The 26,364-nt window shown below is 44.0% G+C and carries 28 protein-coding genes and 1 pseudogene; 23 read left to right on the top strand and 6 right to left on the bottom strand.

Features of this window, described 5'->3' with window-relative positions:
- Positions 1-2 precede the first annotated feature (2 nt).
- A complete protein-coding gene (locus tag ACRRU2_RS04940) occupies positions 3-557 on the top strand; it encodes a hypothetical protein (RefSeq protein WP_432500177.1) in 555 nt (184 codons plus the stop codon).
- A 338-nt stretch (positions 558-895) separates the two neighbouring features.
- Here the strand turns inward: ACRRU2_RS04940 and ACRRU2_RS04935 are convergent, their stop codons facing one another.
- A complete protein-coding gene (locus ACRRU2_RS04935; RefSeq protein ID WP_432500176.1) occupies positions 896-1,345 on the bottom strand; it encodes an aminoacyl-tRNA deacylase in 450 nt (149 codons plus the stop codon).
- Between the two features lie 73 nt (positions 1,346-1,418).
- Complete coding sequence (locus ACRRU2_RS04930) at positions 1,419-1,838, bottom strand: GNAT family N-acetyltransferase (RefSeq protein WP_432500175.1); 420 nt, start codon at positions 1,836-1,838, stop codon at positions 1,419-1,421.
- A 189-nt stretch (positions 1,839-2,027) separates the two neighbouring features.
- Between ACRRU2_RS04930 and ACRRU2_RS04925 the strand changes: the two genes are divergently transcribed.
- The 5 genes and pseudogenes from ACRRU2_RS04925 (at position 2,028) to ACRRU2_RS04905 (ending at position 6,690) form a co-directional block, all read left to right on the top strand.
- Entirely contained in the window at positions 2,028-2,870 is an 843-nt protein-coding gene (locus tag ACRRU2_RS04925) for a pentapeptide repeat-containing protein (RefSeq protein WP_432500174.1), read from the top strand.
- 154 nt (positions 2,871-3,024) lie between these two features.
- Complete coding sequence (locus ACRRU2_RS04920; protein WP_432500173.1) at positions 3,025-3,978, top strand: hypothetical protein; 954 nt, start codon at positions 3,025-3,027, stop codon at positions 3,976-3,978.
- 151 nt (positions 3,979-4,129) lie between these two features.
- Complete coding sequence (locus ACRRU2_RS04915) at positions 4,130-4,816, top strand: FadR/GntR family transcriptional regulator (protein ID WP_331699773.1); 687 nt, start codon at positions 4,130-4,132, stop codon at positions 4,814-4,816.
- Positions 4,817-4,939: 123 nt separating this feature from the next.
- A pseudogene (locus tag ACRRU2_RS04910) lies at positions 4,940-6,176 on the top strand (MFS transporter).
- A 25-nt stretch (positions 6,177-6,201) separates the two neighbouring features.
- Positions 6,202-6,690 (top strand): YbaK/EbsC family protein, encoded by a 489-nt coding sequence (locus tag ACRRU2_RS04905; RefSeq protein WP_432500172.1) that lies wholly within the window; start codon positions 6,202-6,204, stop codon positions 6,688-6,690.
- Between the two features lie 81 nt (positions 6,691-6,771).
- Here the strand turns inward: ACRRU2_RS04905 and ACRRU2_RS04900 are convergent, their stop codons facing one another.
- Complete coding sequence (locus tag ACRRU2_RS04900) at positions 6,772-7,224, bottom strand: nucleoside deaminase (RefSeq protein WP_432500171.1); 453 nt, start codon at positions 7,222-7,224, stop codon at positions 6,772-6,774.
- 150 nt (positions 7,225-7,374) lie between these two features.
- Here ACRRU2_RS04900 and ACRRU2_RS04895 point away from each other — a divergent pair, with 150 nt between their 5' ends.
- The 7 genes from ACRRU2_RS04895 (at position 7,375) to ACRRU2_RS04865 (ending at position 12,721) form a co-directional block, all read left to right on the top strand.
- Entirely contained in the window at positions 7,375-8,760 is a 1,386-nt protein-coding gene (locus tag ACRRU2_RS04895; protein WP_432500169.1) for a protoporphyrinogen oxidase, read from the top strand.
- Between the two features lie 942 nt (positions 8,761-9,702).
- Positions 9,703-10,332 carry a hypothetical protein gene (locus tag ACRRU2_RS04890; RefSeq protein ID WP_432500168.1) on the top strand — a complete coding sequence of 210 codons (630 nt, stop codon included), beginning with the start codon at positions 9,703-9,705 and terminating at the stop codon, positions 10,330-10,332.
- Positions 10,323-10,847 carry an accessory gene regulator ArgB-like protein gene (locus ACRRU2_RS04885; RefSeq protein ID WP_432500277.1) on the top strand — a complete coding sequence of 175 codons (525 nt, stop codon included), beginning with the start codon at positions 10,323-10,325 and terminating at the stop codon, positions 10,845-10,847. Before ACRRU2_RS04890 ends, ACRRU2_RS04885 begins: the two co-directional genes overlap by 10 nt.
- Entirely contained in the window at positions 10,844-10,960 is a 117-nt protein-coding gene (locus ACRRU2_RS04880; RefSeq protein ID WP_331702428.1) for a cyclic lactone autoinducer peptide, read from the top strand. The genes ACRRU2_RS04885 and ACRRU2_RS04880 overlap by 4 nt, the downstream gene beginning before the upstream one ends.
- 20 nt (positions 10,961-10,980) lie before the next feature.
- Positions 10,981-11,313, top strand: a complete 333-nt coding sequence (locus ACRRU2_RS04875; protein ID WP_432500167.1) for a LytTR family transcriptional regulator DNA-binding domain-containing protein — start codon at positions 10,981-10,983, stop codon at positions 11,311-11,313.
- A 209-nt stretch (positions 11,314-11,522) separates the two neighbouring features.
- Positions 11,523-11,678 (top strand): sporulation histidine kinase inhibitor Sda, encoded by a 156-nt coding sequence (gene sda, locus ACRRU2_RS04870; RefSeq protein WP_331702426.1) that lies wholly within the window; start codon positions 11,523-11,525, stop codon positions 11,676-11,678.
- Between the two features lie 329 nt (positions 11,679-12,007).
- Positions 12,008-12,721 carry a hypothetical protein gene (locus ACRRU2_RS04865; RefSeq protein WP_331702425.1) on the top strand — a complete coding sequence of 238 codons (714 nt, stop codon included), beginning with the start codon at positions 12,008-12,010 and terminating at the stop codon, positions 12,719-12,721.
- 60 nt (positions 12,722-12,781) lie between these two features.
- Here the strand turns inward: ACRRU2_RS04865 and ACRRU2_RS04860 are convergent, their stop codons facing one another.
- The 3 genes from ACRRU2_RS04860 to ACRRU2_RS04850 are packed head-to-tail and all read right to left on the bottom strand — an operon-like array spanning position 12,782 to position 14,726.
- Positions 12,782-14,098, bottom strand: a complete 1,317-nt coding sequence (locus tag ACRRU2_RS04860; protein ID WP_432500166.1) for an ammonium transporter — start codon at positions 14,096-14,098, stop codon at positions 12,782-12,784.
- A 5-nt stretch (positions 14,099-14,103) separates the two neighbouring features.
- Positions 14,104-14,469: a P-II family nitrogen regulator gene (locus ACRRU2_RS04855; protein WP_331702423.1), complete on the bottom strand. Its 366-nt coding sequence runs from the start codon at positions 14,467-14,469 to the stop codon at positions 14,104-14,106.
- Positions 14,470-14,501: 32 nt separating this feature from the next.
- Positions 14,502-14,726 carry a hypothetical protein gene (locus ACRRU2_RS04850; RefSeq protein WP_331702422.1) on the bottom strand — a complete coding sequence of 75 codons (225 nt, stop codon included), beginning with the start codon at positions 14,724-14,726 and terminating at the stop codon, positions 14,502-14,504.
- Positions 14,727-15,087: 361 nt separating this feature from the next.
- On the opposite strand from ACRRU2_RS04850, the gene ACRRU2_RS04845 reads away from it, so the two are divergent.
- The 10 genes from ACRRU2_RS04845 (at position 15,088) to ACRRU2_RS04800 (ending at position 26,272) form a co-directional block, all read left to right on the top strand.
- Positions 15,088-15,759, top strand: coding sequence for a response regulator transcription factor (locus ACRRU2_RS04845; protein WP_331702421.1), 672 nt, complete (start codon positions 15,088-15,090; stop codon positions 15,757-15,759).
- Complete coding sequence (locus ACRRU2_RS04840; RefSeq protein WP_432500164.1) at positions 15,756-17,153, top strand: HAMP domain-containing sensor histidine kinase; 1,398 nt, start codon at positions 15,756-15,758, stop codon at positions 17,151-17,153. The genes ACRRU2_RS04845 and ACRRU2_RS04840 overlap by 4 nt, the downstream gene beginning before the upstream one ends.
- A gap of 101 nt (positions 17,154-17,254) precedes the next feature.
- Positions 17,255-18,169 (top strand): ABC transporter ATP-binding protein, encoded by a 915-nt coding sequence (locus ACRRU2_RS04835; RefSeq protein ID WP_432500163.1) that lies wholly within the window; start codon positions 17,255-17,257, stop codon positions 18,167-18,169.
- Entirely contained in the window at positions 18,169-18,882 is a 714-nt protein-coding gene (locus tag ACRRU2_RS04830) for an ABC transporter permease (protein ID WP_331702417.1), read from the top strand. The genes ACRRU2_RS04835 and ACRRU2_RS04830 overlap by 1 nt, the downstream gene beginning before the upstream one ends.
- A 2-nt stretch (positions 18,883-18,884) precedes the next feature.
- Entirely contained in the window at positions 18,885-19,622 is a 738-nt protein-coding gene (locus ACRRU2_RS04825) for an ABC transporter permease (protein WP_432500162.1), read from the top strand.
- A gap of 391 nt (positions 19,623-20,013) precedes the next feature.
- The gene (locus tag ACRRU2_RS04820) at positions 20,014-20,970 is read left to right on the top strand and encodes a helix-turn-helix transcriptional regulator (RefSeq protein ID WP_331702414.1); all 957 of its coding nucleotides are present in this window, start codon (positions 20,014-20,016) and stop codon (positions 20,968-20,970) included.
- Between the two features lie 103 nt (positions 20,971-21,073).
- Positions 21,074-21,574, top strand: coding sequence for a DinB family protein (locus ACRRU2_RS04815; protein ID WP_432500161.1), 501 nt, complete (start codon positions 21,074-21,076; stop codon positions 21,572-21,574).
- A 309-nt stretch (positions 21,575-21,883) separates the two neighbouring features.
- Positions 21,884-24,184, top strand: a complete 2,301-nt coding sequence (locus tag ACRRU2_RS04810; RefSeq protein WP_432500160.1) for a helix-turn-helix domain-containing protein — start codon at positions 21,884-21,886, stop codon at positions 24,182-24,184.
- A gap of 280 nt (positions 24,185-24,464) precedes the next feature.
- The gene (locus ACRRU2_RS04805; RefSeq protein WP_331702430.1) at positions 24,465-25,403 is read left to right on the top strand and encodes an ABC transporter permease; all 939 of its coding nucleotides are present in this window, start codon (positions 24,465-24,467) and stop codon (positions 25,401-25,403) included.
- A 2-nt stretch (positions 25,404-25,405) separates the two neighbouring features.
- Entirely contained in the window at positions 25,406-26,272 is an 867-nt protein-coding gene (locus ACRRU2_RS04800) for a carbohydrate ABC transporter permease (RefSeq protein WP_331702409.1), read from the top strand.
- Positions 26,273-26,364 lie beyond the last annotated feature (92 nt).

The following is a 26,364-nucleotide window of genomic DNA, read 5'->3' as shown; positions in this document are numbered from 1 at the left end:
GAGTGGTAACTATATTAAAGTTGAAGGTTAAAAGGGAGCAGTTTGATGTACTTGCTAGGGATGAATTATTTGATGTTTGTTTCGAACCTATGCTGCAGGTTTACAAGCAGAGAATGGCAGAGCAGCCTATCGAGAATAGCACTGCGATGAAGGAGCAATTTTATCGGGAGCTGACGGACGGGCAGCGGGCGTTATTTACATTTCGCGCTTATTACAATCATGCGATTCAATCAGCTGCCGAGTATTATTGGTGGAGTGCCTATTTTATTGCACAGGCTAACATTTGGTCAGCAATTAAAGCGGGATTAACGTATTTTGGCGATGATAAGCTGCTCGAGAACATTGAGGTGACGGAATCGCTTCTTACAAACCGTATTCAGCCTGGCAGCCCCGATGAATTTAACGTTAAGCGTGAAGAGCTTGATCACGACAAGGAGCTTCGTTCTTTGATAAGCGATTTGTATGATGCTTTTGTTGCAGCGGCTCCTGCTGCGATCCATCTAATCAATAATAAAATAGAACGTCATTACGATGACTTTATAGTAATAGAAGAGTAGCCTATTGGATGTGTGATGGTAACTTGTTAGACGAACCTGGTGTGTTTGCGTGGTCGTAACCATCTGGTCAGACGTTCCGCTATTGTGCTTAATTAGCTCCTTTTGGCCAATAAAAGTGACAGACGTTCCGCTATTGCTCAAAAAACACCTAAAAAGAGGCGGGAAATGCGCTGATAACGGAACGTCTGTCCGCGAAACTTCGAAAACAGTAAGTTTTGGGCAAATAGCGGAACGAGTGTCCAACGTCCCCATTTTGTTCAAAAACCCGCCCCCAAATGCTCCGGATTCCTCACCGTGTGTCCACTTTGTACGAAAAAACGTACAAATACCCGGGTTTATCAACCGATATCCAAATAAGCGACAACTTGATTTAGTTTTTCTAGTGCCGCAGGGGCAAGCTTCAATGTAGATGCTGGTTCGCCCGTACCTCCATAAATAAAGGGATAACGGAACAGCTCTCTATCTAAGATGCATGGCAAGGAAAGCACTAAAGAGACACTCCCAACCGTGTATCCCGTTATTTGTTGAACTTCTTTTGGGTTTGCCATTTTCAATTGGTCACAACCTATAATTTCCGCAACTTTATCTAAGTCCACGCGTCCACGGTTTCCAGAAACAATCATCGCGAAAAAGCCTTTTTCAGACTTGAGAACTAAAGTAGGCGCTGTCTGACCTATCTCAATTCCAAAGTGGTTCGCACCTTCCTGTGCAGTACGAAGCGGTTTATCGTGATGAATAATTTCAAATTCAACTTTTTCTTCTTGTAAAATCGCAATTAAATTATCCATACACGCATTCCTTTCATAGTTGAAAAATAGTTGGCTTAGCGGCTCCACACCTATCCGATTTGTTTTGCAGCAATTAAATATCTTTTTTTAAATAGTAATGGGTATGGCCTCCTGCATTATGGATCGTTCCATATACTTCAAAGTCTTGTTTTTTATAAAAATCCAATGCTTGAAAGCTTAACGTATTGAGCTTTATAAAATCGCATTGTTTTTCCTTAGCTATTTTTTCAGCTTCTAGCAGCAGTTTTTTTCCGTAACCGGATTTGCGCAGCTGCTCATCTACATATAACAAATGAACTTCAAGCCAGTTCCAGCATATTTCTCCAACAAGCCCCCCGAAAATATGTCCATCTGCATCTTTCAAGTAGAGGCCTACCTCTTGGTATCTCCCGTTTAAATGTTCAGGAAAATGCTGGACGTTGAATGCGATTAATTGATTTCTTACATACTGCTTTGAAGTATCACTGGTTTCGTTGGATATATGTAATTCCATAGCGGATCATGCTCCTTTATATTTGAAACTAATGGAGATTTATAGTAATTTTAACATAACTAGAATTGAAGATATACCTGCGCTATTCATTCTGCCAGATTGTAAAAAATATAATATTTGCAAAATAACGAATGACATAGCCAGCCGGATTATGTTAATTGATGCCTGATTAAAGGGACGTGTAAGTCATTGTCTAATAGCTTAATAGAAGAGAGATATCGTGGGGATTGTGAAAAATGCTTCGGCTTATGCTGCGCAGCGCTGCCATTTGCCAAGTCTGCTGACTTTGCAGTGAACAAGGATGCCGGAACGCCTTGTACGAATTTACAGGCGGATTATCGCTGCGGCATTCATCGTGATTTAAGAAATAAGGGTTTTCGCGGCTGTACAGTATATGATTGCTTTGGTGCGGGGCAGCAGGTTTCTCAGTACACGTATAGCGGGAAAGATTGGCGGCAGAATCCCCATCTTGCAAAAGAAATGTTTGATGTTCTACCCGTAATGCAACAACTCTATGAAATGCTCGCTTATTTAAGCGAGGCTCTTCAATTGGAGGATACGAAGTCTATTCATGAACAGCTGTTTAAAGCCAAACTGGATATCGAACAGCTTACCAACCAAGAGCCGCAATTGCTGCTGGAATTAGATGTATCGAAACACCGTGCATATGTTAATGATTTATTCATTCAAGCAAGTCGTCTCGTGCGGTCAAAAGTGAAAGGTAATAAGGAGAACAATAAGCTTAATAAAGTTTTGAAAAGAAGAGATCATATCGGAGCGCGGTTAAGTGGCATTGATCTCCGGGGTGCTGATTTACGAGGATTTTTATTTATTGCCGCAGATCTGAGAGGGGCGGACCTTAGGTATGCGGATGTGATTGGCGCTGATTTTAGAGATGCTGATCTTAGTGGTGCTAATCTTAACGGCTGTATTTTTTTGACACAAGCTCAGGTGAATTCCGCCGCGGGAGATAAGCAAACCAGCTTGCCGCCTTCAGTAGAAATGCCTGAGCATTGGAATAGAAAGGCCTGAGCACCGGAAGTAAAATAGCTTCGAGCTATGGCAGCAATGGATCGACGAGGAGCTACATTTTTTAATCGAACTGCTTGCCTTTGATTGCTGGGTCTTGCCTTTCAATGCTATGATGGTGTGAAAATCAGACGCTACTACGAAGCAGGGGGAACGTATGAATAAAACGAAAGTAGCTATTGTGTTGCTGGCCGCGAACTTGGTTGTAACGACTTATTACGGCTATACCATTAAAAAGGAACAGCAGCGAACCCGTGAACTTACAGAGCAGCGGATGCAGAATATGCAAAATAGCATTGCAAACCTCAATTACCAGATCATCAACGGTGTAATGAACGAACTGCAGTCACAATCTGAGAAAATTTCTGCCACTGAATATAAGATTAAAGAAGTCAGCTTTCCACAAAAAACAGCTGTAGTCGATTTGTCTATAACTCTGAAAGAAGTTGCGCCTTCTGCACAGCTTTTGGTAGTTTATAAAACCGACAATGGGCAAGTGCAGGAAGCGCCGCTGACGGTTCAAAGCAGCCTTTCCTATAAAGCCGAGCTAAAGCTGCAGTCGGATCAGAATTACTTCTATAATATTATTGAGCGGGTAGGCGACGGAGAGCGCCAGTTGAATGCTTCAGAGCAGTTATTGCCGCTTTATAATGATCTTTATGGATCAAGGGTCTATGTGACAAGCACGGGCAGGAGTATTGATTCAGAACGGATGAGAATGGAATACTCGTTTACGGTTAAGGATCTTGGGATCCAAGGCACAAGCTTCAAGAGTGCGGAGCTAAGGGTGCTTTATGACAATGAGTTGGTAGAGGAGCTTGACATTACCAGTGAAGTAGAGCTTCAGGACGGAGATTATGCCTACCTGAGGGATAAGTATAATGTCGCGAAGGCCTCCGGGGAGATTGGCGAAGATGTAAGCCTGGAGCAGTATGGGCGGGAACATGGGGAAGGCCCTTCGAAAAACGATGGCGAGCAGAACTATACCTACACGAGAACAATTGTGTTTAAGAATGACTATCCCGAATTAAAGCTGAACCGTGAAAACATGGACAGGCTGAGCTTCCAGCTCATTGTTGAATGTGAGGACGGGTTTATATTTAAGCAGTAGCTTCCGTTTAAGAGACTATGCATTTTTCGTATTGGTGTAGATAAATAAGTATTCATTGCCTTGTCCAGCATTGGTCAGGGCTTTTTTCTGTAAATTTTTATTGAAATGACTTCAAAAAGATGCTAAACTTCTCCAAACAGGAGATGATCTGATGAATGAGAAAATGTCGTTTCAAGCATTGAACAAGCATAAGCTGGTTGATGACGTAGTTAAACAGCTGCAGCAGCAAATTTCCAGCGGCAATCTCCAGGAAGGAGATAAAATTCCTACTGAGCCGGAGTTGATGGAGATGCTGGGGGTGGGCCGTTCAACGGTGCGGGAAGCGGTTCATGTGCTTGTCCATGCCGGATTGCTTGAGAAAAAGCAAGGTTACGGCACTTTCCTGAGAAAAAAGCCGACTATTCAGGAGCCGCTTGCGCAAAGGCTTCATCGCGCCGAGATTATTGAAGTGTATGAAGTCCGCAAAATGCTGGAGCTGGAAATTTCGCGTTTGGCTGCGAGCCGCCGTGATGAAGAGGATTTGCGGAAGATGCGAGAGATTTTGGATATACGCGGGGCAGCACTGAAGCGCGGAGATCGGGACCAATATGTAAAATCGGATATCGAATTTCATATGGCGCTTGCTATAGCGAGCAAAAATGCCGTCATCATTGACTTGTTCCGCACGTTTTCCGATGTTTTGCTCAATACTATGTATAAGCTGGAAAAAGAGTACAGCGAGCATGATCCTCATACTTACTATCACGAGCAGATTTATGAGGCTGTCAAACAACAAGATGCGGAGCTTGCTGTGAAATGGACGATCCTTAATCTTGACGGCACGTTAGCCGAGCTTTAAAAACCTGATAGAAAAACACTGCTGCCGCAGCGATAGAAAAGGAGCAGAAACAGGTATAAGAGAAGTGACAGTTTTTTTTGATAGTAAACATCAGATGATAAGATGAATGGAAGTGGGAGAGAGATGAAAGCTAGCAACAGCGCAGTACAGACAACCGTTTTTTCGATTTTATTTTCAATAAGTTTGGTGCATCTATTTAACGATGCGATTCAATCGGTCATTCCGGCCATTTTCCCTATACTGCGCGATTCGCTTAAGCTTAGCTTTGCGCAAATCGGCTGGATTGCGTTTAACGTTGAATGTGACGGCATCCTTGTTTCAGCCGTTAATTGGATTATATACGGACTCCAAGCCAAAGCCTTTTTTATTGCCGATAGGCGTTGTGTTCTCGCTGTTAGGCATGATTGTTTTGGCCTTTGCGGCAGATTTTGCACAAGTTATATTCTCGGTCGTACTAATTGGACTTGGTTCATCAATCCTTCATCCCGAAGCGTCGCGAGTAGCTTATTTAGCTGCAGGACCACGAAGAGGCTTGGCACAATCGATTTTTCAAACCGGCGGAAATATCGGGCAAGCGCTCGCCCCTGTTTTTACAGCTTTAATATTTGTACCACTGGGCCAATTCGGTATTATCTGGTTTGTAATTCCTGCATTAATTGCGATTATGGTACAAATATTTGTAGCCAGATGGTATCGGGAATATATGAGCGTTCAGGTTAAAAAGCCAAAAGCTGAAGTTTTCGTTAGCGGTAAGCTTCCTGCTTCTACCGTTTCCTATGCTATTTCAATTTTGATTATGCTGCTGTTTTCCAAATTTGTTTATACCGCTAGCATGAGTGGTTTTTACGCTTTCTATTTAATAGAAAAGCATGCCTTAAGCACCGCGCAAGCACAGATGTATATTTTCGCGATGCTTGCTGCAGGCGCATTAGGAACATTCGTAGGCGGACCGCTGGCAGACCGGATTGGACGCCGTAATGCGATCTGGTTTTCGATACTGGGTACAGCGCCGTTTTCTTTAATACTTCCGTTTGCTAACTTATTTTGGTCGATGATATTATCCGTGTTAATCGGATTTATTTTACTATCGGGCTTCTCGGTTATTATCGTTTATGCACAGGAGCTATTGCCTGGCAAAGTGGGGATGGTGTCGGGGCTGTTTTTCGGTATATCATTCGGTCTCGGCGGGATCGGTTCAGTTGTACTCGGTAATTTAGCAGATTACACTAGTATCAGTTTTGTTATCAAGCTTTGTGCATACTTGCCTTTGATTGGCCTGCTTGCGGCATTTTTGCCTACGGATGCCAAGCTTAAGCTTCATCCTGCGAATAGCGAAGCTGCGATAGCTTCCGGGAACTAAGAAAGACTGGAAAGGAATGAATAGTATGAACGTGAACGAATTGAAAGAAAGCGCGCAAAAGGTGCAAATTGAACTGGCAAGAAGAGGATTTGCCAACGTAGTTATAGAGCTGCCCGGCAGCACTAGAACAGCGCAGGAAGCAGCTGACCAGATTGGCTGCAGCGTAGCGCAAATTGCCAAATCGATTATTTTTCGTATCAACGAAACGGACGAGCCGCTGCTCATAGTTACTAGCGGGACCAATCGGGTTAATGAAAAGCATGTCTCCAAAATGCTGAATGTCAAATTATCAAAGGCGGATGCAGATTTTATTCGTGAAAAGATCGGATATGTCATTGGCGGAGTGCCGCCTATCGGACATCTGGCTCCAGTAAAAACATTGATTGACGAGGATTTGCGCCAGTATGCTGCGATTTGGGCGGCTGGCGGTCATCCGTTTGCAGTGTTTGAGCTGACCTTTGAACAATTGGTTGATATGACAGGAGGACAAGTTACGGCAGTGGATCCGAAATAGTGCTGAACAGGCTGCATGGACGAAGAATTTTGTCGATGCAGCCTCGAGCATTGCCATGACTCATCGGTGAGCCCTGCTTTACTACTGTTTATCCTTCCAGAGCTGCATCGGGTTTTCTTGTCCTTGCTGCAGCGGCATATGTACAATTTTTAATCCGCGGTCTTCTCTTGCATGTCTTAGATCGTCGTAAATTTGCTTCGATTTTCCCAAGCCAGCCTCAGCGGCATCCTCAACTGACGCGCAATAATAAATCTGGTCCATTCCAGCGAAATACATAGCTGTCAGGCACATCGCGCAAGGCTCACCGCTTGCGTACATCGAAAAGCCGGAAAGATCGCTGATTTGCAGCTTTTCCTGCCCGCGCCTTATAGCCAGCAGCTCCGCATGTCCGCTCACATCATGCTTGATATGCATTTCATTGACGCCCTCTGCAATAATTTCCCCATCCTTCACCAATACAGCGCCAAATGGCTGTCCTCCGCTGCGAACATTATCAGCGGCAAGCTCTACAGCTCTCGCCATAAACTTATTCATCAAAAGCCCTCCTTCAAAAGAAGTATACTGTCTTCATTATACACAATAATTTGACAATATCGTGTCTTTAGTCTGGTATGGCCGATTGTTAGCTATACTGGATAGATAAAGGTATATTGAATAGGATACGGCTTTTCAGGAGGAATCTCAGTGAAAACAATTGTAGTAGTTGGCGGCGGAATTACAGGCACTTCTACAGCTTATTATTTACGGCAGAAAATGAAAGCAGCAAGTCAGCAAGCCAGAATTGTACTGCTTGAGGCAGAGGCGTCGCTTGGCGGCAAAATAAGATCCGTTCATGATGGTCCATTTATAATGGAATCAGGTGCAGATTCGATCGTTGCCCGCAAGAGGAATGTAGCTCCATTAATGGAGGAGCTTGGCTTGCGGGAGGAGGTTGTTTACAACGCCACTGGCGTGTCTTATATTTATCGGGACGGCGAGCTGAAGCAAATACCAAAAGATGCTGTATTCGGTATTCCGATGAGCATACAGTCATTGGCGGAGAGTGAGCTTGTCTCAGCAGGAGGCAAGGTTGCAGCATTGAAGGATTTGTATACGCCGAATGAAAAGTTTACGAAAGAGCATTCGATCGGAGAGTTTCTGGAGTTTTTTCTTGGCAAGGAGCTGGTTGAAAAGCAGATTTCACCCGTACTGTCAGGCGTCTACTCGGGTAAGCTGCATGACTTGACCATTGCTTCCACGCTTCCTTATTTGCTAGATTACAAAAATAAATATGGCAGCATTATTCATGGTCTTCATGAGCATAAAGAGCAGTTTCAGCGAGCAGGCGATAAAAAGTTTTTATCTTTTAAAAATGGTATGTCAAGCTTGCTGGATAGAATGGAAGAACGGCTCGAGCAGGTTGAAGTATTTAAAGGAGTGCGGGCAGAGCAGCTTGAAAAACAGGGGAAGCGCTATTTACTCTCCCTATCCAACAGTGAGTCGATAGAAGCGGATGTTGTTGTGCTCAGCACACTTCATACGGCAGCACAGCAGCTGCTTGACGATGCAAACCTTGATGAGTATTTCAATGAGCTGAAAAACAGCTCGCTGATCAGCATATATCTTGGCTACACTATTGCTGACAGCGAATTACCTAAGGATGGCACCGGATTTATCGTAGCGGAGAACAGTGATCTGCAGTGCAATGCTTGTACATGGACAAGCCGCAAGTGGGAGCATACGTCGGAGAACAGAAATTTACTCGTAAGGCTATTTTATAAGAGTACTGCTGAAATATATAGCAGCTTGCTGCAAATGACAGACGAAGAAAAGATTGAAGTCGCTCGCGCTGATATTAAGGCAAGCCTGAATATTTCCGCAGAGCCTGTTTCATATGAGGTGACAAGCTGGCATGAGACGATGCCGAATTATCATTTGAAGCATCCTCAGCTAGTAGCGGCCCTTGAGCAGCAGTTGGCTGAAGATTATCCAAATGTGCTGCTGGCAGGCTGTTCCTATTACGGTGTTGGAATACCGGATTGTATAGCTAATGGTGAACAGACAGCCGAGAAAGTAATAGGCCTGTTATAAACTATTATATTGGGACTGGATAGCGATTCTCTTTGAGCGTTTTAAATACACTAATCCAATTAGCATACAGCCTCAGCCTGTTGAGAAACCTCAGCGGGCTGTTATATTTTATTCATGTTGGCAGATCGGATGGTTTTCTCCGTTACCCTTCTCTCCGTTACCCTTTTCTTTGCTTACCAAATGTTGGTCACAAGGAATGGACATGGTCACACGTTCCGTTATTTGTCTGAAAACCGTCATTTTCTCAATTTCGCGGTCACACATTCCGCTATACGGCTCCAAATGGGGCACTTTCTGCGATTTATGGATCAATAACGGAACGTCTGTCACTTTGCCACCTCAAAACTACGATTTTAGGCGTAATAACGGAACGTCTGACCATCTAGCGAAGTTGTCGATTCCTTGTAGACAGGGCAACAAGCAATATGGGATGGTTTTGAAATGTAACGAATGTCAGAAGCGCTGATATGCAAAAAACGTTGTTGTAAAAAATCTAACGGAGATATGCGGCCTTATTTGGGTCAAAAGGCGCCTAAAAACGCGTATTATTCACACATAGAGCTGCTAATCTTCGTTAGAATTATTTTTCAACAGCCTGATGAAATACAGTTAGCTGAGAAAGGGGAGGCACGGTCGATTAAGGAGCTTTTTTGTAGCAGTGGATATTTAGGTATTATGTACTATTTTATGGCATTTCATAAGGACTTTTGTTGTGTATTATTGGCCTGGAATATGATATATTAAGCTAAAATAACAGGACAATAATAACTACTAGAAAAAAATCAATATCGAACAAGGCGCTTGTATTTTGTAGCTTTTAATGTCGAAAGAAATAAAAAAGTCTATATGTGTAAAAAAATGTTTGTTAAACTAGTTGAGTAAGTCGCTGTCATGTCGTATATTGATGGTAGGGGTTTGTACCTATACAGGAGTGTGTTCATCTTGAAGGAATTTCTTCTCTTTATGCTATTTTCATTACTCGAATGCTATTCTATGTACTTCTTAATGTTTAAAGTATTTAAAATAGACATTTTTCATAAAGAGATTATTTTTTCTAGTGCATTAATGTCAGGCGTTTCCTACGTATTGAGAGTAGATTACGGTTTAGCAGTCTGGGATATTGCATTTCAAATAACTCTAATGTTTTTATTGGTATGGATGCTTTTTAGAATACATATTTTTTATGCCATTATTATGACAATTACGACCTATCATGCTTATGTGACAATCCAGATAGGGCTTTATTACATCTTAGGCTTTAATATACCTAACCATATTAGCATCTATGTGCTTCAAGTTATTTCTGCAGCTACAGCTTGCTTGATTGGCTGGATTGTTGCAAAGAAGAGACTAGGGTTTGATTTTATACCTGATACGCCAAATTATAGACTAACATTGAAAACAAAAGATAAGATTTTATTTTTACTAACCATTCCTGCTCTGTTTTTTCTTACAACGACTATATATGTGACAGAAAATCTGCAAAAATGGATGGTATTGTTGCCAGTTGTACATGGATTTATTCTGATTGGTTATTTATTTATTAGTTACAGAAAGGATAGATCGGAATAAAAACGTTATCACATTCAATAGCTGCTGCTATAAAAGAAGCTAATCCGGAGCAAACACATTCTGTTGAAGTAATGGCATATTCCTTGACTATTATTTTGAACACTATGTTTATTATTGCAGTATCGCTAGTGATAGGGGCTTTGACAGGCAATTTTATAGCAACGTTATTAGCTATTATTAGCCTTCTCATAATACGCTTTGTTTCGGGAGGACCGCATATTAATTCAGTCTGGGGATGCAACATCGTATCTATATTAATTTGCACGGTTGTTCCCCATATTCCAATGTTCCTGCCTCTACTGGTAGTAAATATAGTAAGTCTTGTAATTATGCTAGTTTTTTCGCCCCAGCCAGATAAAAATGCTAAAATGCCAACTGGATTATATCCTTATTTAAAGATTTTATCGGTCACTCTTGTTTTCTTTAATTTTTTTATTCAGAGTGATGTTATTGGTCTGATTTTTTTAATTCAGGCCATAATCATTATACCTTGGCGAAAGGAGGGGAGAGCATGAAAAAAATGGCAGCTCGATATGCTTCTGCAGTTTTGGCTTCCTGTGCAACTTTCTTTGTAGCTATTTTTAAACCAGTACTTCACAGTCCAGAAATTCCTAAGGAACTGAAGTAATATGAAATGGGGAAGGAATAATGCGCGTTCTTAAACTGGATGGAACTCCTTTTGAAATTAAGGAGGAGGAAATATTGTATTTTTCTAGCCATAAAAATACAATACATGTCCATACGAAGGAATGCGATTATATCTATCCTACTTCTCTTACTGATATTCTTATAGCGATGAAGGACTGCGGTTACGACCGTTTGGATCGATCTAATGTTGTTAATACGAACAATATAGAAGCCTATGATTCGACAAGAAAAGTAGTGCTGTTCAATTCAAGCGAGAAGTATGCTATGGTATCAGAACCGAATGAGAAGAAGGTTAAGGCCATAATAGAATCAAAGGCAAAAGAACAGGATTAATTCCATCACATCGATAGACTTGTAAATCCATTTTGAATGGATGGCAAGTCTTTTTTTTGTCTTTAAATCAAACCTACTATTATCCCATAAATCTTCCATTTTTGTAAAGAGTTATTTGCAATGCAAATCGGTAAAGACGGAAGCAGTGTTCAATGCTATTATCTTTTTAATGCCACAAAATATGGAAGGGGGTAAAAAAGTAATTTATCATGAACAGAAGAAAATCAGCTTTAGATTCACTTTCAAATGAGCAGCTAATTGAAATTTACGAAGCAGCCATTCAAAGAGAGGTTTCTTACGATTTTATTGTTTTGGTCCGAAATGTTTTGTTAAAAAGAAGTATCCAGGTAGCCCCTCTTACGTAATCTTACGTCAAAAGAATGAGCTGCATGCTATATGTATAACCCGACCATCTTTACGACTTGGTTAAAGGGTTATTTTTTTTTGAAATATAGGAAAGTATAAGTTTTCACTTTATACATGTTCCTATATTTCATCGGTAAACGCGCCTGTCTAAAGGAAGGCGGAGCCGTTTATCCTTGAGCAGGTAAGGCTTGAAGCTTGAAGCATGAAGCTTGAAGGGAAAGCGATGTGTAAAATCAGTCTGGAGTCGGAGAAGAACTCATTCTTTTGCTCGTTTATTATGATTGTGATCCGCCTTATAATGGGAGTATCAATGAAGGAGGCGATAAAAATGGCGCTTCATTTACCTAAATCTTTACTGAACTTTCCAAAGGAACAATTAAAGCATCCAGTAGTGGATGAGCAAATATCTGCCGACGGCTTGAATCATGTGGATATCGATATGCAATTTTTAGGCCAGGTACTGATTGTTTTTGATGCGGAGGAGTCAGCACATATTAGAGCTGCTGGTAATGCGCATTTAATGCCAGATACAATTGAGCGTTATGGGGATAGGCTTATTATAGGCGCCAAAAATATTGGCTCTTTAGTTCGAAATATATTTCATTCCAAGTTGATTATGGAACTGCACTTGCCGGAGCATTGCAGTCTGAACATTAATTTCGTTGCGGGCGCTGTAGCTTTGTTTGGGGGTACGGGTGCATTGTCGGTGCAAGGGGCATTCGGCGAGGTTGCCGGATTATCCTATTCCCCTAGTACACTTGTTCGAATGAGCTGTGGAACCGTTAATTTGATTGAGTTGAAGGGTGCCGCTGATATACGAATCGGATTTGGAAGTACAGAGATTGGTCTTAGCAAGACAACGGGCAGAGAGCAGATGCGGCTGCGCTGCGGGGTTGGCTCCATTGAATTGACGGTAGTGCCGCAAGACGCTCCAGAAAGCGATCATGGCGGATTTTTCAAAAATAAAATGATCGTCACGCCGGCTGGCTCCAGAATTGAAGCTTCTGTGGGAATTGGCGCAATTGAAACGATGTACGGATAAAATGACCAGGCAAAAGCGGAGCTCACAGGCTTTTGCCTGGTCATTTTCCTTATAGCTGTCTTATTTGCTGTTGACTGCTTTTGCTGCCAGCGGCTCTACGTGTTTGATGCTAATGCCTGTGGAAGCTTCAAAGTCATACATCGCTTTGGCTGTTTCGGAGAATCGGTCCAGCTCGTTATAGGCGGGAATGCCATGGTATGCCATATCGAGTCCTTCTTCTTCAGCCTCGGTGCTTGCTCGAAGTCCGACTGTTGCTTTGGCAATATATGCGATTGCAGCGCCGCCGGCAAACCCCCAAATGCTGATTGCTGCTACGCCAAGCAGCTGTACGCCTACAAGCGCTGCACCGCCGCCTGTAAGAAGTCCGGCTTCGGAATCGAATATGCCGAGGGCTATTGCTCCGAAAGCTCCGTTAAAACCGTGTACGGCGACTGCTCCTACAGGATCATCAATCTTCAGCTTATCAATGAACAAGATTGCACCAATGATAATAAGTCCTGCAAGTAATCCGATAACTACTGCCTGCCATTGATTGACGTATGCACAGCCTGCGGTAATGGCGACCAGACCGGATAAAGAACCGTTCATTACCATACTGGGATCCGTTTTTCCATAACGAAATTTTGTGAAGAGCATGGAGGAGGTGCCGCCTGCTGCTGCTGCCAGCATCGTATTTAAAGCGATGTCGGATAGCATGGCGTCACTCGCATTAAGTGTACTGCCTGCATTAAAGCCGAACCAGCCGAACCAGAGAATGAACACGCCTGCTGAGGCGAGAGGGATATTAGAGGGGGCGAAAACGTTAATGCTGCCGTCTGTATATCGGCCTTTTCTTGGACCTAAAATCCAGGCTATCGCTAATGCTGCAGAACCTCCAAGCAAATGAATGACTGCTGAGCCTGCAAAGTCTTTCATGCCCAGCTGTGCCAGCCAGCCGTCTGCGTGCCATACCCAGTGACCGGAGATGGGGTAGATGAATAGTGTAATGCCTGCGGCTATCAGTACGTAAGCTTTGAAGCTCATCCGTTCTGCTACGGCGCCTGAAATAATTGATATGCAGGCAATTGCGAATCCTAGTTGGAATAATACATATGCTGCTGGGGGTAAATCGATAGCCAGTGCGATTTTGTCAGGGGCTCCGAATAGCGAAGTGCCGAGTAAGCCGCCTTGATCGGCGCCATACATGAGACCAAAGCCGATTCCCCAAAAGCAAAGCACGCCAATCGTCAAATCAACGAATATTTTCATTGTAACGTTAACTGCATTTTTAGTTCTGACCAGCCCAGCCTCCAGCAAGCTGAAGCCGCCTTCCATGAAAAGTACCATAGCCGCCGCGAGGACGACCCATATTGTGTTCAAATGAATCGTTTCAACCATATTGGTCACCCCTCCTTGATTGGTGGTCGCAGCTCATCAATCGTCTCATCGATTAGTCCTGTTCGAATATTGAAAGCTTGCTCAACAGTTGTAATAAATATTTTGCCATCACCAGCCTCGCCAGTTTGGGCGGCTGCCATAATGCTTTTAATCGTTCGTTCCACCATAAAATCAGAGATTACGATTTCCAGCTTCACTTTAGGGTGAAGGCTCATCGTAAAGTTTCGACCGCGGTAAATGCCGCTCCGATCCTTTTGCACGCCCCGTCCCACGACCTGATTAACCGTAAAAGCAGTTACGTTAATACTGTGCAGCGCTTTAATCGTGTCATGCAGCTTTTGTGGCCGTATAATGGCTTCAATTTTTTTCATCAGCTGGCTCCTCTCTATCTATGTTATATTTTCTAACATTGATTACCAAGCCAAATGAGCTCGTATTTGTTTGAAAAGGAGCGTTTATCGGGCGGAGGCTCCTCATAAAGCTGCAGCTGCATCGTATGCTGCTTAGCTTTTGCTCTTGCTTGCGGTCTGAAGACTTCAATTGCGAATATAGCCAAAAGCTTGGTATGCCTTGGATTAGCTGTACCATGGAGCTTTGACGCGCGCTTGAAGGTTTTAATCTTCTTCATCCGAGCAGCCTCCTTTTCTAAAGATTCGTTGAGAGGAATAGATCACATTTGTGCCTCGTTCAAATGCGCTTTCCTTCAACTGATGTAATGATATCTCACAGAAAATATTGCGGTCAATATTTTTGACGTTATTTGGGCATAAACGAATACTTATGTCATGTATAATAACATTTAATATGGCTTAAAAGGGGCAATAAATGCCGCGTATCCATATCATTTATTATGCTTTTAAAAAGGCAAAATCATTGCAGTAATTGGTTGCTTTTCGAATTTCAATTGTAAACAAGGCAAATTTAACTTTATTTCTGCTGCAGCATTGCCTATGATGAATAGAACGTTATGTTGGAGGTAAGAGGCGCGGATGAAAACGATATTGTATGTCGAGGATGATCTGGAGATTGGCCGCTGGACCAAAGAGGATCTTGAGCGTCGCGGATACAGTGTAGAGTGGCTGACTTCAGGTGAGCTGGCGCTCGATATGGCGGGCGATGCGCATATCATTATTTTGGATGTCATGCTGCCTGGGCTTGACGGTTTTACTGTAGGCCAGCGGATAAAGAAGGAACGGCCTGAGCTGCCGATATTGATGCTTTCAGCGCGCACTGCCGTTGATGACAAACTGCAAGGTCTGCAGTTCGCCGATGATTATTTAACGAAGCCCTTTCACCCGGACGAGCTAGCTGCCAGAGTAGAGGTGCTGCTGCGGCGCTTTGGAGCAGTTTCTGATCAGGAGATTAAGCTGGGCCATCTTAACATTATGCCTCAATTGCAAACTGTAGTGGATAGCAGGACGGGAGAAGAAATTTCGCTTACAGCGAAGCAACTGCAAATTTTGCTATATTTTTTGAAGCATCCGAATCAAATTTTGACCAAGGAACAAATTTATGAAGCGGTGTGGGAAGAGCCCTATATGGAAGGGGATAAAACGGTAATGGTTCATATCCGTTATTTGCGCGAAAAGATTGAGCTGAACTCAAGTGAGCCAACCATAATTGAGACGATACGCGGATTAGGGTACAGGGTGAGGCAATGAGATTTCGTTTGAAGCAATCGTTGCTGACCAAATATTTAATTATTATTTTTTGCGCTATGCTGCTGCTTCCCTTAATGTTTCCGCTTGTTTCGATTGTTTTATTTTATCCGCTGCAGCTTGGCGCGGAGGATGGGGATGAGCTTTATCGGGATGGCAAGCAATTGGAGAGCATGTGGCATTTGGAGGCACAGCAGCTGGACGGTGCGGAGGACGCTGCAATCGACAAACGGCTTTCGGAGCTTAAAGCTGTTTATTCGAAGGCCAGCATGTTCTGGGTCGACAAAGATGGTGTAACACGAACGCAGCTTCCTGTTAATCCTCAGCTGCCTGCCAAATGGACTGCTGCGTATACGCTGCAATTTATGAAGGAGCGCATTGGCGGCGATCCGTTTACGGTCGTTGCATTTATTGAAAGCGACAAGCAGGGGCGGTTTATGGTGTTTGAGCTACCTCGTTCCTATATGGTTGCTCAGGGCGTAAAGGTGCGAGAGTACTATGGAACGATATTTTCTGCAGGAGCTATTATTATTCTTGGCTTGTTTCTTTTTGTTTCTTTTATGTTTTTTTATCGTATTCGCAAGCGGCTCGTGCGTCTTCGCTGGGCTATGACCAGTCCGGCTGCAGGGGGCATACCAACTGCTGTTGAGGTCCAGAATAAGGATGAGATTGGCGAGTTGGAGAGCGCCTTTAATGATATGATCCGCAAGCTGGAAGCCGGGAGGTTAAGAGAGGCGGAAGAGGAGGCGCTGCGGCGGGAGCTGATTGCCAAGCTTTCGCATGATTTGCGTACGCCGCTTACAGCTATACGGAGCCATGCCTTTGGTCTTCGCAAGGAAAGGCTGACGGAGCAAGGGACGGAATCAGTTGCGCTTATTGAACGGAAAATTGATTATTTGGGCCAGCTGATCGAAAATTTATTTTCGTATTCTCTGCTGTCAGCGGGCAGATATCCCTATCGTCCCAAACAGGTGGATATCGTTCGCATGACGCGGACGATGCTGGCGAGCTGGTATCCGTTATTTGAGCAGGAGGGCTTCGACATTCAGCTGAGCTTGCCTGATGAAGCGGTAAACTGGGAGATCGATCCAGCTTGGCTGGAGCGAGTGCTGGACAACTATTTTCAAAATGTGCTTCGTCATGCGCGCGAGGGCCGCTATATTAGTGTTTCCGTAGTGCCGGAAGGCGGCGGCGCCATTACGATCGGCGATCACGGTCCGGGCATGGGGGCGGCTTCACTGGAAAAGGGCACAGGTCTTGGCCTGTCCATCATTCGTTTAATGGTTAAAGAGATGAGCCTGGATAATGAAGTGAAGACAGGTCCAAACGGAACGCAAATTACGATATCTCCGCGTGTAGTGCTCTATCTTTCAGAAATGAATAAAAATTTGCCATAATGATCGGCTATATACAGCTGGCATTTTTAAACGAAATTTAAACGAAGCAGCAGCTTTGTTTTAAACTTCGGCGCTTACGATGGTAAGCGAGGTGATTAAAAGTGAATGAATGGATATTGCAAACGAATCGATTAACGAAAAAGCTGGACGGCATACCTGTCGTCAATGATGTAAATGTAAGGATGAAAAAAGGAGAAATATACGGTTTTTTAGGGCCTAACGGCGCAGGCAAAACAACGACGATACGCATGCTGCTAGGTCTCGCGAAGCCAACGGCCGGAAGTGTCCATATTTTCGGCAAGGACATGAAGAGAGAACGATTGTCTGTGCTGCGCAAGGTAGGCTCGCTGGTAGAATATCCATCTTATTATGGGCATTTGAATGCAATAGATAACTTGGAGACTGTACGCAGATTGCTGGAGGTGCCGAAGTCGCGCATTGATGAGGTATTGTCAATAGTACGGCTGACAAAGGATGCGAAGCGTGCTGTTAAAGGCTATTCGCTGGGGATGAAGCAGCGGCTTGGCATTGCGACCGCGCTGCTTGGCAGCCCGGAGCTTCTCATTTTGGATGAGCCGACCAATGGATTGGACCCTGCTGGCATTTTGGAAATAAGAGAGCTTATTAAAAGCTTGCCGAGAGAATATGGCGTAACGATACTTGTATCCAGTCACTTGCTGTCTGAAATTGATCAGATGGCTACACATGTCGGCATTATTACTAGAGGACGATTGATTTTTCAGGACAGTATTGATGTGCTCCGCCAAAAAGCGCGCAGCCGAATAAACCTCCATGTCAGCGAGCCGGAAGCTGCCTGGAAAATGCTGCTCTCCCGGGGCTATCAGGCAGACTGGGACCGCCAGACGCTGTCTGTCGAGCAGGCATCGGACCAAACGATTGCTGCAATGGTAGCTGAGCTCGTTCACGGTCGCTACTCCGTCTATCGCGTAGAAGAGGAGAAAGCTTCGCTAGAAAGCATCTTCCTAAATATGACTGGCGGGGAGGGAAGCTTATAATGAAGCGCGTACTTTCCGCTGAGTTTTTAAAAATTCGCAAAAAAATGATTTGGTTTCTCATATTGTTAGGACCGATTGGCGTTATCGGGCTGCAGGCAGTAAACTTTGGGCTTCGTTACGATTATTTGACTAAAGTTTATGCCAAAGATTTGTGGGGCGGATTGATTGAGAATGTAGCTATGCTCGCCGTTCCGACTTTATTTGTTGGACTGGCTATTATATCGTCTATGACTGCTGGCATTGAGCATCAGACGAATGCATGGAAGCAGACGCTGGCGCTGCCGATTACTCGGATGCAAGTATTTATGGGAAAGTTCCTGCTTAATGCCTTGCTGCTGCTTTGCTCTGCCACACTGCTTGTACCGGGCACCATTATATTGGGCTTGCTGCTCGGCTTTCCAATGGATCAGTTTCCTTTAGCCTTCATGCTGAAATGGGCCTATCTGCCTTACTTGGCAGTGCTTCCTTTTTTGGCGCTGCAAGTATGGCTGTCAGTCGTCATGCACAATCAGGCCTTTCCGCTGACGGTTGGTATAGCTGGAACTGTTGTGTCTATGTTCTCGGTCAGGTTTGGAGATTGGGTGCCATATAAATGGGTATATTTGACCAATGAAGCGGATAACCCGTATTATTCAGCTGCTGCAGGTATATTTCTTGGTATAATAATGCTTCTTGCAGGCGCGCTGCATTTCATCCGAAAGGATGTGAAGTAGTCATGCTTAGAATGCTGCGTTCTGAATGGTTAAAAATTCGCGGAGGTTTGATATGGCTGCTTATTGGCGTTAGTCCGATTATTGCGGCATTGTCGGGATGGTTAAGCAGCAAGGAAGCAGGTGACGGGGCTGACGGAGTTGTTTGGCTTATTGCTCTCAGCATTATGTCCGCGCTCCATGCCATGCTTTTCCTGCCTTTATTAACAGGTGTTTTTTCAGCGCTAGTGTGCCGTTATGAGCATGCAAGCGGCGGATGGAAGCAGCTGCTTTCCTTGCCGGTATCCCGCTCGCAGGTGTATATGACAAAATTTATTGTTATTATGATGCTTATAGGTTTAGTGCAGCTGTTGTTTTTAGCTTTGCTGCTGTTAATCGGAACAGTGCTTGATTTTGGGGCACCTATACCATGGGCGAAGCTGCTTGCTTCTATTGCAGGCGGATGGGTGGCATGTCTGCCGCTTGCTGCGCTGCAGCTGGCAGTGTCCACCGCCTGGGCGAGCTTTGCAGCGCCGCTTGCACTTAATGTTATTTTTACGATTCCGAATATGCTGATTGCCAATTCCGCCGAATATGGTCCCTACTATCCTTGGGTTCAGCCGATGCTGGCTATGATTCCTTCTGGAGAAATGACCTTTGGAGCCTTTAACGTTTCTGCTGTCACTTTGTTCGTTATTATAGGCGGCAGCTTCTTGCTCTTTTTTGTTGGGGGCTGGTCGTATTTTTCAAGAAAGCCTGTATAGGTTATGATGGTGATCTAACGAATCGTAGGAGACTGTCGATTCATTGTGGATAGTTGCAACAAGCAATAGATAGGGGGGCAATGCGATCAAGAATGGGATTCCGAACGCTGCTCTCCGTTATCCCTTTCTCATTGCTTATCAATCGTTGCCCGTTATTATGCGGAACATACCCTTTCTAATAACCTAACGAATCGCAGCATCGTTATTATGCGAAAAATGCCCTTTCTAAAAATGTAACGAATCTACATTGTCTTATTGCTCAAAAAAAGCCTTCAAACCGGTGTTTGTTCACACATAGCGCATCTAATCTACGTTACAAACTCTAAACAGCACAAATAGGGCAAATAGCGTCGTAAGGATTCGTTAGAGTAACTAAATGGAGGGACGCAGCATGAAACTGGATCGGCTGCTCGCGATTACAATGCTTCTTTTGAACCGCAAACGTGTAGGAGCCAAGGAGCTGGCGGATCGGTTTGAGGTGTCTCTTAGAACGATTTATCGCGATCTAGAGACGATTAATCAGGCTGGGATACCGATTGCTTCGTTTGCCGGATCATCGGGCGGTTATGAAATTATGGACAGCTATCGGCTGGACCGCCAAATGCTGTCCTTGGAGGAGCTGCAATCTATTATTGTTGCCCTGCGTGGTGTCAGAGGGACGATGGAGGAACGGGATATCGGCAAATTGCTCGATAAGGTAGGAGCGCTGGTGGCCAAATCAGAGCACAGCTCAGCTGAGACACTCGGTAACGAACTGCTTATCGATATTAATCCATGGCAGCGCGGCGAAGAAGATAAGGAGAAGCTATCGGTGCTGCGGCAGGCAATTCGCCAGTCGCAGCTTATCCAATTTGCTTATACCTCTGCTCATGGCGAAGACTCGGAGAGAATCTGCGAGCCGATGTCCGTAGTACTGAAGGGATATGTGTGGTACGTGTATGGCTATTGCCGCCTGCGGGACGATTTTAGAATATTTCGCTTGTCTCGCATAACACGGCTGCAGCAGCTGCCGGAAGCCTTTGAACGAAGAGAAGTGTCAATCGAGAAGCTAGGCTACAATATGGGGCAAAGCATGCGCGGCTCAGCGAAGGATTTTCCGCTTATTCGATTATCACTGCGATTTAAGTCTCGTGCCAAAGCGCGGGTGCAGGATTATTTTGCACGTGAATCTATAAAAATGGAAGAAGACGGGACGCTGACAGTAGAAGCCGAACAGCCGGACGAGCCCTGGCTATACGGCATGCTGCTTGGCTATGGCGATGATGTAACCGTGCTGGAGCCGAAGCACGTGGCGCAGGAGCTGGTGCGCAAAGCAGAAAATATTATTCGGTTGTACAAGCAATACTGACATACAGCTGTCAGTGAAGGTGGATTATAGTGGTCTTATAAGAAAACAATATCTGTTAACGCATACGCTCATGTATGCGTTAAGGAAAAAGGAGACCATTATTATGTTCGTAACCGTTAAAGATTTTGTTGCTGCCTGGACCCATGAAGCCGCCGCTACTCAGCGTGTGCTCGATACGCTTACTGATGCTTCGCTTCACCAAAAAATTGCAGAAAATCACCGCACGCTAGGCCAGCTTGGCTGGCATCTTGCTATCACTATTCATGAAATGACGTCGCGTATGGGGCTGGAGTTTGCTCAGGCGGCAGGCGAAGAAGAGGCTCCCGAATCGGCGGCGCAAATCGCTGCAACCTACAGGCAGGCAAGCGATGCGATGCTGGAAGCGATACAATCGCAATGGACTGACGCTAATGTGCTGCAATCCAGCATGATGTATGGCGATGAGTGGCCGAACGGCTTGACGCTCGATATTTTGATCAAGCATGAAATTCATCATCGCGGTCAAATGACCGTGCTAATGCGTCAAGCAGGCCTGCTAGTTCCTGATATTTACGGGCCTACTAGAGAAGGATGGCTGGCGATGGGGATGGAGCCGCATTTATAGAATGGAAAAAAGCCTGTTGGATGAATTTAATCCAGCAGGCTTTTTTTTAAATATTAGAAAGTATAAGTTTTCACATTATACCTGTTCTTATATTTCATCGGTAAACGCGCCTTTCCAAAGGACGGCGGAGCCGTTTATCCTTGGTTGCGCCACGCTATACTGAATTACTTATGGTGGAGTGGGAGAAACCTGTATTAGTAAGGTTCTTGCTTCATCCGTTATAATGATTATACCTTGATTATGGACTACCGTAAGAGCGTTTCCTATAATGAATAAGCAAAAAGCAATATGGCCAAAGAAGGAGACGTTATGAAAATCCGTTCTAGCAAATATTTTATCCGACTACTCATATTTAGTCTGCTTATTGGGTCCATACCCGTAATTGTGGTAGGAATTACTTCATATTATTTGTCTTCCTCTATTGTGCAGGACAAGGTGAATGAGCGAAGTATGGATGCGCTGCAGCAAACCCAGCTTCGGGTTGAGCAAATACTAAAGACGATTGATTATTCAGTCACTCAGTATATCAGTTCGCCGCTTGTAGTAAAAGCGATGTCTTTGCCTTATGCTGCGGAGTATTATCAAACCTATAACGAAATGTATCAGAGCATGGTGCGCAGCCAGACATTTGAGCTGACGATCGGCAATATGACTTTTCTGAATTTGAATGGTCAATGGGGGATAGATAATAACAATATTTTTAAATTTGATGATATAAATGATTTGGAAGAGTTGCTGCGCTATGAACGCTTGCCTACCTTTTCGGCATGGGTTACGAACAAGGACAGTCGTCCATCGAGCATTAGTCTGGTCAAAAAAATTCCGCTTAACTCGTTGAAGGCTAATGGTCTTGCTATTGTTACGATTGCGGAGTCGGAATTGACCCGGCTAGTAAGAGAGGGAAATCAAAGCGGCGACGTATTGGTGTTGGACAGCAGCTATGGGGTGTTGTCTTATGGGGGGGCGGCAAACGAGATGCCAGGAATTGAACAGCTAACCTCCGAGCTTGAAAATAGGCACAGCGAAGCAAGCAATCAATTCAATATTTCTTTGAATGGCGAGGAATACAGTATTATTGCGCGGCAGTCCAGCTATAACTCGTGGACATATGTGTCGGCCATCTCGATTAAGGAAATTACAAAGGATTCTCGATCCATAGGGTGGATGACGCTGGGAGCTTGTTTGCTTATGTTATTGTCGATTGGCAGTCTAGCTTTGTTCGGTTCGCGTTCATTCTATCAGCCGATTCGTCAATTAGCATCGGCGCTGGGCATCAAACCGGATGATTCTCAAAAGGAAAAAGTAAAGGATGAATTTACTTTAATTGGCTTGCGTCTGCAATCTATGCTGCAAAAGGAGTATAGGCTCTCTGAGGAAGTAGCGGGCAAGGTTAGGGAAATGAGACAATTTTTCGTTCAGAAGCTAATTCGGGGAGAAGAGAGAAAATCGCAATTGCCAGCGAAACTGACCGAGTACGGCTATCCGGGAGATTGGCGCTGGCATGCTGTAATTGCGATTCAGATAGACTCTTTGGACGATTCCCGTTATCAGGAAGAGGATCGCGATCTGTTACTATTTGCTATTGCTAATATTACGGCAGAATTGGTTCCCGCCCATGAACGGCTTGATCCTGTGCTGATGGAGCAGTCGCAAGTTACAATAGTTGGCGGGCATGATGCAGGCGATGAGGCGGAGTACAAGTCCGGACTGTTTGCAATAGCAGAACTGGTTCAACAAGCAGTAGAGCAATATTTGCACTTGCCTGTAAGTATCGGAATCAGTCGGCCGCGCAGCCACTTAATGGATGTGCCATTTTCTTGTGAAGAGGCATTGGAGGCGCTCCGATATCGAATAAGAATTGGTGCTCGCTCCGTGTTGTTTATTGATGATGTGCATCCGGGCGACAATACGATAAGTGTGTTTCCTCACCGCGTTGCCAAGGAACTTTGCGATGCGGTAAAGCTGGCAGAATGGAATAAAAGCAGGGAGCTTTTAGAGCAATGTATTTCCTTGATTTTTAGGGAGCAGGCAGATTGGCGACAATATCAAATGTCATTAATTCGGTTATATACTATGCTGATCGAGCTGGTTCAGCCCAATTCCTACGCTTTGCAGCTTGAGTCGTTGGAGGAACCTATATTTTCAGCGGATAATGAAAAAGAGTTCTTTGAGCAAATTTTTGAGCTTCAGTCGCAAGAGAGCATCAAAGTATGGTTTTATGAAGTTGTTATTGAACCGATTATGAATAAGTTCGAACAACAAAGGAAATCGCATGCCAAACAAATCTCTGATCAGGTGTTGCAAAGGATATATGAGGGATTTGATACAGAACTTACACTTGAAGCGTGTGCAGCGGAATTGAATTATCACCCCAATCATTTGGGACCTTTGTTCAGCAAAGAGACGGGAGTCAGCTTCAGCGAGTGCCTGCAGCAGTATCGGTTGCAGATGGCCAAACAATGGCTGGTTGAGACGGATATGAAGATTGGCGATATTGCCGAACGTCTTACGTATACAAATCCACAAAATTTTATTCGATTTTTTCGCAAGATGGAGAATATGACTCCAGGGCAATATCGTAAGCTATATGGCGATCCCCATATTTCATAAATACTCTCCTTACACAAAAACCAGATGCGGTGCAAAAACTGTATCTGGTTTTTTGTCGTGTCTAGATCCAGTATGCATTTCGGCTTAGTAGGGTGTCCGTTAAGATGATTATTTTTTCTGTTTTAATGATTATCACACTATTTTTAAGGAGTCGCGTTCTTATGATTATTCGTTGATCATGGACGAATCGTTTCTACACCCTTTAAGGTTAAATCACGCAACAAAAGACAATACGTTTAAACAAAGGTGGAGTTAGGAGATGAAACAATTAAATAGTGAAATGGCCCCTTTAACGCCTTCTTTCATTTTTCAGGGCCAGCGGGTTGCTCGGCGGTTAAGGCGGGATAAATGGCTGTACTTTATGCTTATTCCCGGTGCAGTTTATTTTATCTTATTTAAATATGCGCCGATGTGGGGGTTGCTTTTGGCATTTAAAGATTACCAGCCCTACTTGGGGTTTATGGGCAGCGAGTGGGTGGGATTAAAGCATTTCAACCGATTATTCCATGACCCTGTGTTTTGGATGTTGTTACGGAACACACTTATATTAGCTAGTTATAATATATTTTTCTTTTTCCCGGCACCGATTCTGCTGGCGCTGATGCTGAATGAAGTACGAAGAGAGGGTTTTAAGAGAGTCGTTCAAACGATGATTTATGTGCCGCACTTTGTTTCGTGGGTGGTTGTCGTCGGGATTGCCTATACTTTCTTTACTTTGGACGGAGGATTGGTTAATGAGGCGTTAGTTGCCATGGGCGCTGAGAAAATCAATTTTTTGGTGAGCACCGAATGGTTTCGTCCAATGATAACCTTAGAGGTTATTTGGAAAGAAACAGGCTGGGGGACAATTATTTTTCTAGCTGCATTATCTGGTGTGGATCCGCAATTGTATGAAGCGGCAAGGATGGATGGTGCGGGGCGTATGCGACAATTATGGCATGTGACGCTTCCAGCGATTCGTTCGACAATAATTATCTTGTTTATTTTACGGTTAGGGACATTTCTAGATACAGGGTTCGAGCAAATTTTCCTGATGTTAAACTCCATTAACCGTGAGGTTGGCGAGGTATTTGACACTTATGTGTATACGGCCGGAATAACGCAAGGCCAGTTCAGTTTCAGTACAGCTGTAGGACTGTTCAAATCGATTGTAGGATTTGTGCTGGTGATTAGCGCTAACTGGCTTGTCAAAAAATTTGGTGAGGAAGGAGTGTATTAGTCATGTATGAGCGCAGTTTTAAAAACAGAATTTTCAGTATTGCCAATGGAACCGCATTAACGCTGGTGGCAGCCGTTATGATTCTTCCTTTTATTTATATTGTTTTAATTTCATTTGCTACTGAAGAAGAAGTGCTCGCCAAAAGCTTCATGTTGTTTCCAACCAAGTTTTCATTGACAGGGTATCGCTATATACTGTCAACGCCCATTTTGCTGAACAGCTTGTGGGTGACAGTCGGCGTTACGGTGGTGGGTACTCTTGTAAATTTGCTGATGACGGTGCTTATGGCCTATCCATTGGCACGCAAGGAGCTTTACGGTCGCCGGCTGATTATGCTATTGATTATGTTTACGATGGTGTTTAGCGCGGGGATCGTCCCTACATTTCTTATTGTAAAAGGATTGCATCTTACAAATACGTATTGGGCTTTGATCATTCCAAGTGCAATCAGCGCCTTTAACCTGATTATTATTAAAAACTTTTTTCAGCAACTGCCTGATGGGTTGGAAGAATCGGCAAAAATAGATGGCTGCAATGATCTGGGCATTCTCTTGCGGATTGTACTTCCTTTATCGATGCCGGCAATCGCAACCTTTGCATTATTTTATGCGGTAAGCCATTGGAATACGTTCCTGAACGCTATTCTTTATATTAACGATTCGCGCAAATGGCCGATTCAGGTTTTGCTCAGACAAATTGTTATTTTAACGGAGAAAGGCTTATCCGACATGAATGAGGCTCCGCCTCCGCCATCTAAAATCATTAATATGGCTGTTATCGTTTTCTCAACAGCTCCAATTCTGGCCTTTTATCCGTTTCTTCAAAAACACTTTGCCAAGGGGGTGTTGCTTGGCTCAGTAAAAGGATAGGTTGCTTTGGTACGGACTCGTTTGGTCAACGCAGTCAATGCATTGACAATTTTTGATCAAAGGATGGATAAGCTGTCTTTTGATACAATGAA

The sequence above is a fragment of the Paenibacillus sp. GXUN7292 genome (assembly GCF_050864975.1).
Classification (GTDB): Bacteria; Bacillota; Bacilli; order Paenibacillales; family Paenibacillaceae; genus Pristimantibacillus.
This window is presented reverse-complemented; position numbering and strand designations above follow the sequence as displayed.

Excerpts from the sequence above, each read along its gene's own strand:
- ACRRU2_RS04800 (WP_331702409.1), top strand. The coding sequence starts at position 25,406 with ATGTATGAGCGCAGTTTTAAAAACAGAATTTTCAGTATTGCCAATGGA.
- ACRRU2_RS04905 (WP_432500172.1), top strand. The coding sequence starts at position 6,202 with ATGAACGTGAACGAATTGAAAGAAAGCGCGCAAAAGGTGCAAATTGAA.
- ACRRU2_RS04875 (WP_432500167.1), top strand. The coding sequence starts at position 10,981 with ATGCGCGTTCTTAAACTGGATGGAACTCCTTTTGAAATTAAGGAGGAG.
- ACRRU2_RS04880 (WP_331702428.1), top strand. The coding sequence starts at position 10,844 with ATGAAAAAAATGGCAGCTCGATATGCTTCTGCAGTTTTGGCTTCCTGT.
- ACRRU2_RS04815 (WP_432500161.1), top strand. The coding sequence starts at position 21,074 with ATGTTCGTAACCGTTAAAGATTTTGTTGCTGCCTGGACCCATGAAGCC.
- ACRRU2_RS04845 (WP_331702421.1), top strand. The coding sequence starts at position 15,088 with ATGAAAACGATATTGTATGTCGAGGATGATCTGGAGATTGGCCGCTGG.
- ACRRU2_RS04930 (WP_432500175.1), bottom strand. The coding sequence starts at position 1,838 with ATGGAATTACATATATCCAACGAAACCAGTGATACTTCAAAGCAGTAT.
- ACRRU2_RS04865 (WP_331702425.1), top strand. The coding sequence starts at position 12,008 with ATGGCGCTTCATTTACCTAAATCTTTACTGAACTTTCCAAAGGAACAA.
- ACRRU2_RS04825 (WP_432500162.1), top strand. The coding sequence starts at position 18,885 with ATGCTTAGAATGCTGCGTTCTGAATGGTTAAAAATTCGCGGAGGTTTG.
- ACRRU2_RS04900 (WP_432500171.1), bottom strand. The coding sequence starts at position 7,224 with ATGAATAAGTTTATGGCGAGAGCTGTAGAGCTTGCCGCTGATAATGTT.
- ACRRU2_RS04935 (WP_432500176.1), bottom strand. The coding sequence starts at position 1,345 with ATGGATAATTTAATTGCGATTTTACAAGAAGAAAAAGTTGAATTTGAA.
- ACRRU2_RS04920 (WP_432500173.1), top strand. The coding sequence starts at position 3,025 with ATGAATAAAACGAAAGTAGCTATTGTGTTGCTGGCCGCGAACTTGGTT.
- ACRRU2_RS04810 (WP_432500160.1), top strand. The coding sequence starts at position 21,884 with ATGAAAATCCGTTCTAGCAAATATTTTATCCGACTACTCATATTTAGT.
- ACRRU2_RS04860 (WP_432500166.1), bottom strand. The coding sequence starts at position 14,098 with ATGGTTGAAACGATTCATTTGAACACAATATGGGTCGTCCTCGCGGCG.
- sda (WP_331702426.1), top strand. The coding sequence starts at position 11,523 with ATGAACAGAAGAAAATCAGCTTTAGATTCACTTTCAAATGAGCAGCTA.
- ACRRU2_RS04855 (WP_331702423.1), bottom strand. The coding sequence starts at position 14,469 with ATGAAAAAAATTGAAGCCATTATACGGCCACAAAAGCTGCATGACACG.
- ACRRU2_RS04915 (WP_331699773.1), top strand. The coding sequence starts at position 4,130 with ATGAATGAGAAAATGTCGTTTCAAGCATTGAACAAGCATAAGCTGGTT.
- ACRRU2_RS04805 (WP_331702430.1), top strand. The coding sequence starts at position 24,465 with ATGGCCCCTTTAACGCCTTCTTTCATTTTTCAGGGCCAGCGGGTTGCT.
- ACRRU2_RS04830 (WP_331702417.1), top strand. The coding sequence starts at position 18,169 with ATGAAGCGCGTACTTTCCGCTGAGTTTTTAAAAATTCGCAAAAAAATG.
- ACRRU2_RS04840 (WP_432500164.1), top strand. The coding sequence starts at position 15,756 with ATGAGATTTCGTTTGAAGCAATCGTTGCTGACCAAATATTTAATTATT.
- ACRRU2_RS04820 (WP_331702414.1), top strand. The coding sequence starts at position 20,014 with ATGAAACTGGATCGGCTGCTCGCGATTACAATGCTTCTTTTGAACCGC.
- ACRRU2_RS04850 (WP_331702422.1), bottom strand. The coding sequence starts at position 14,726 with ATGAAGAAGATTAAAACCTTCAAGCGCGCGTCAAAGCTCCATGGTACA.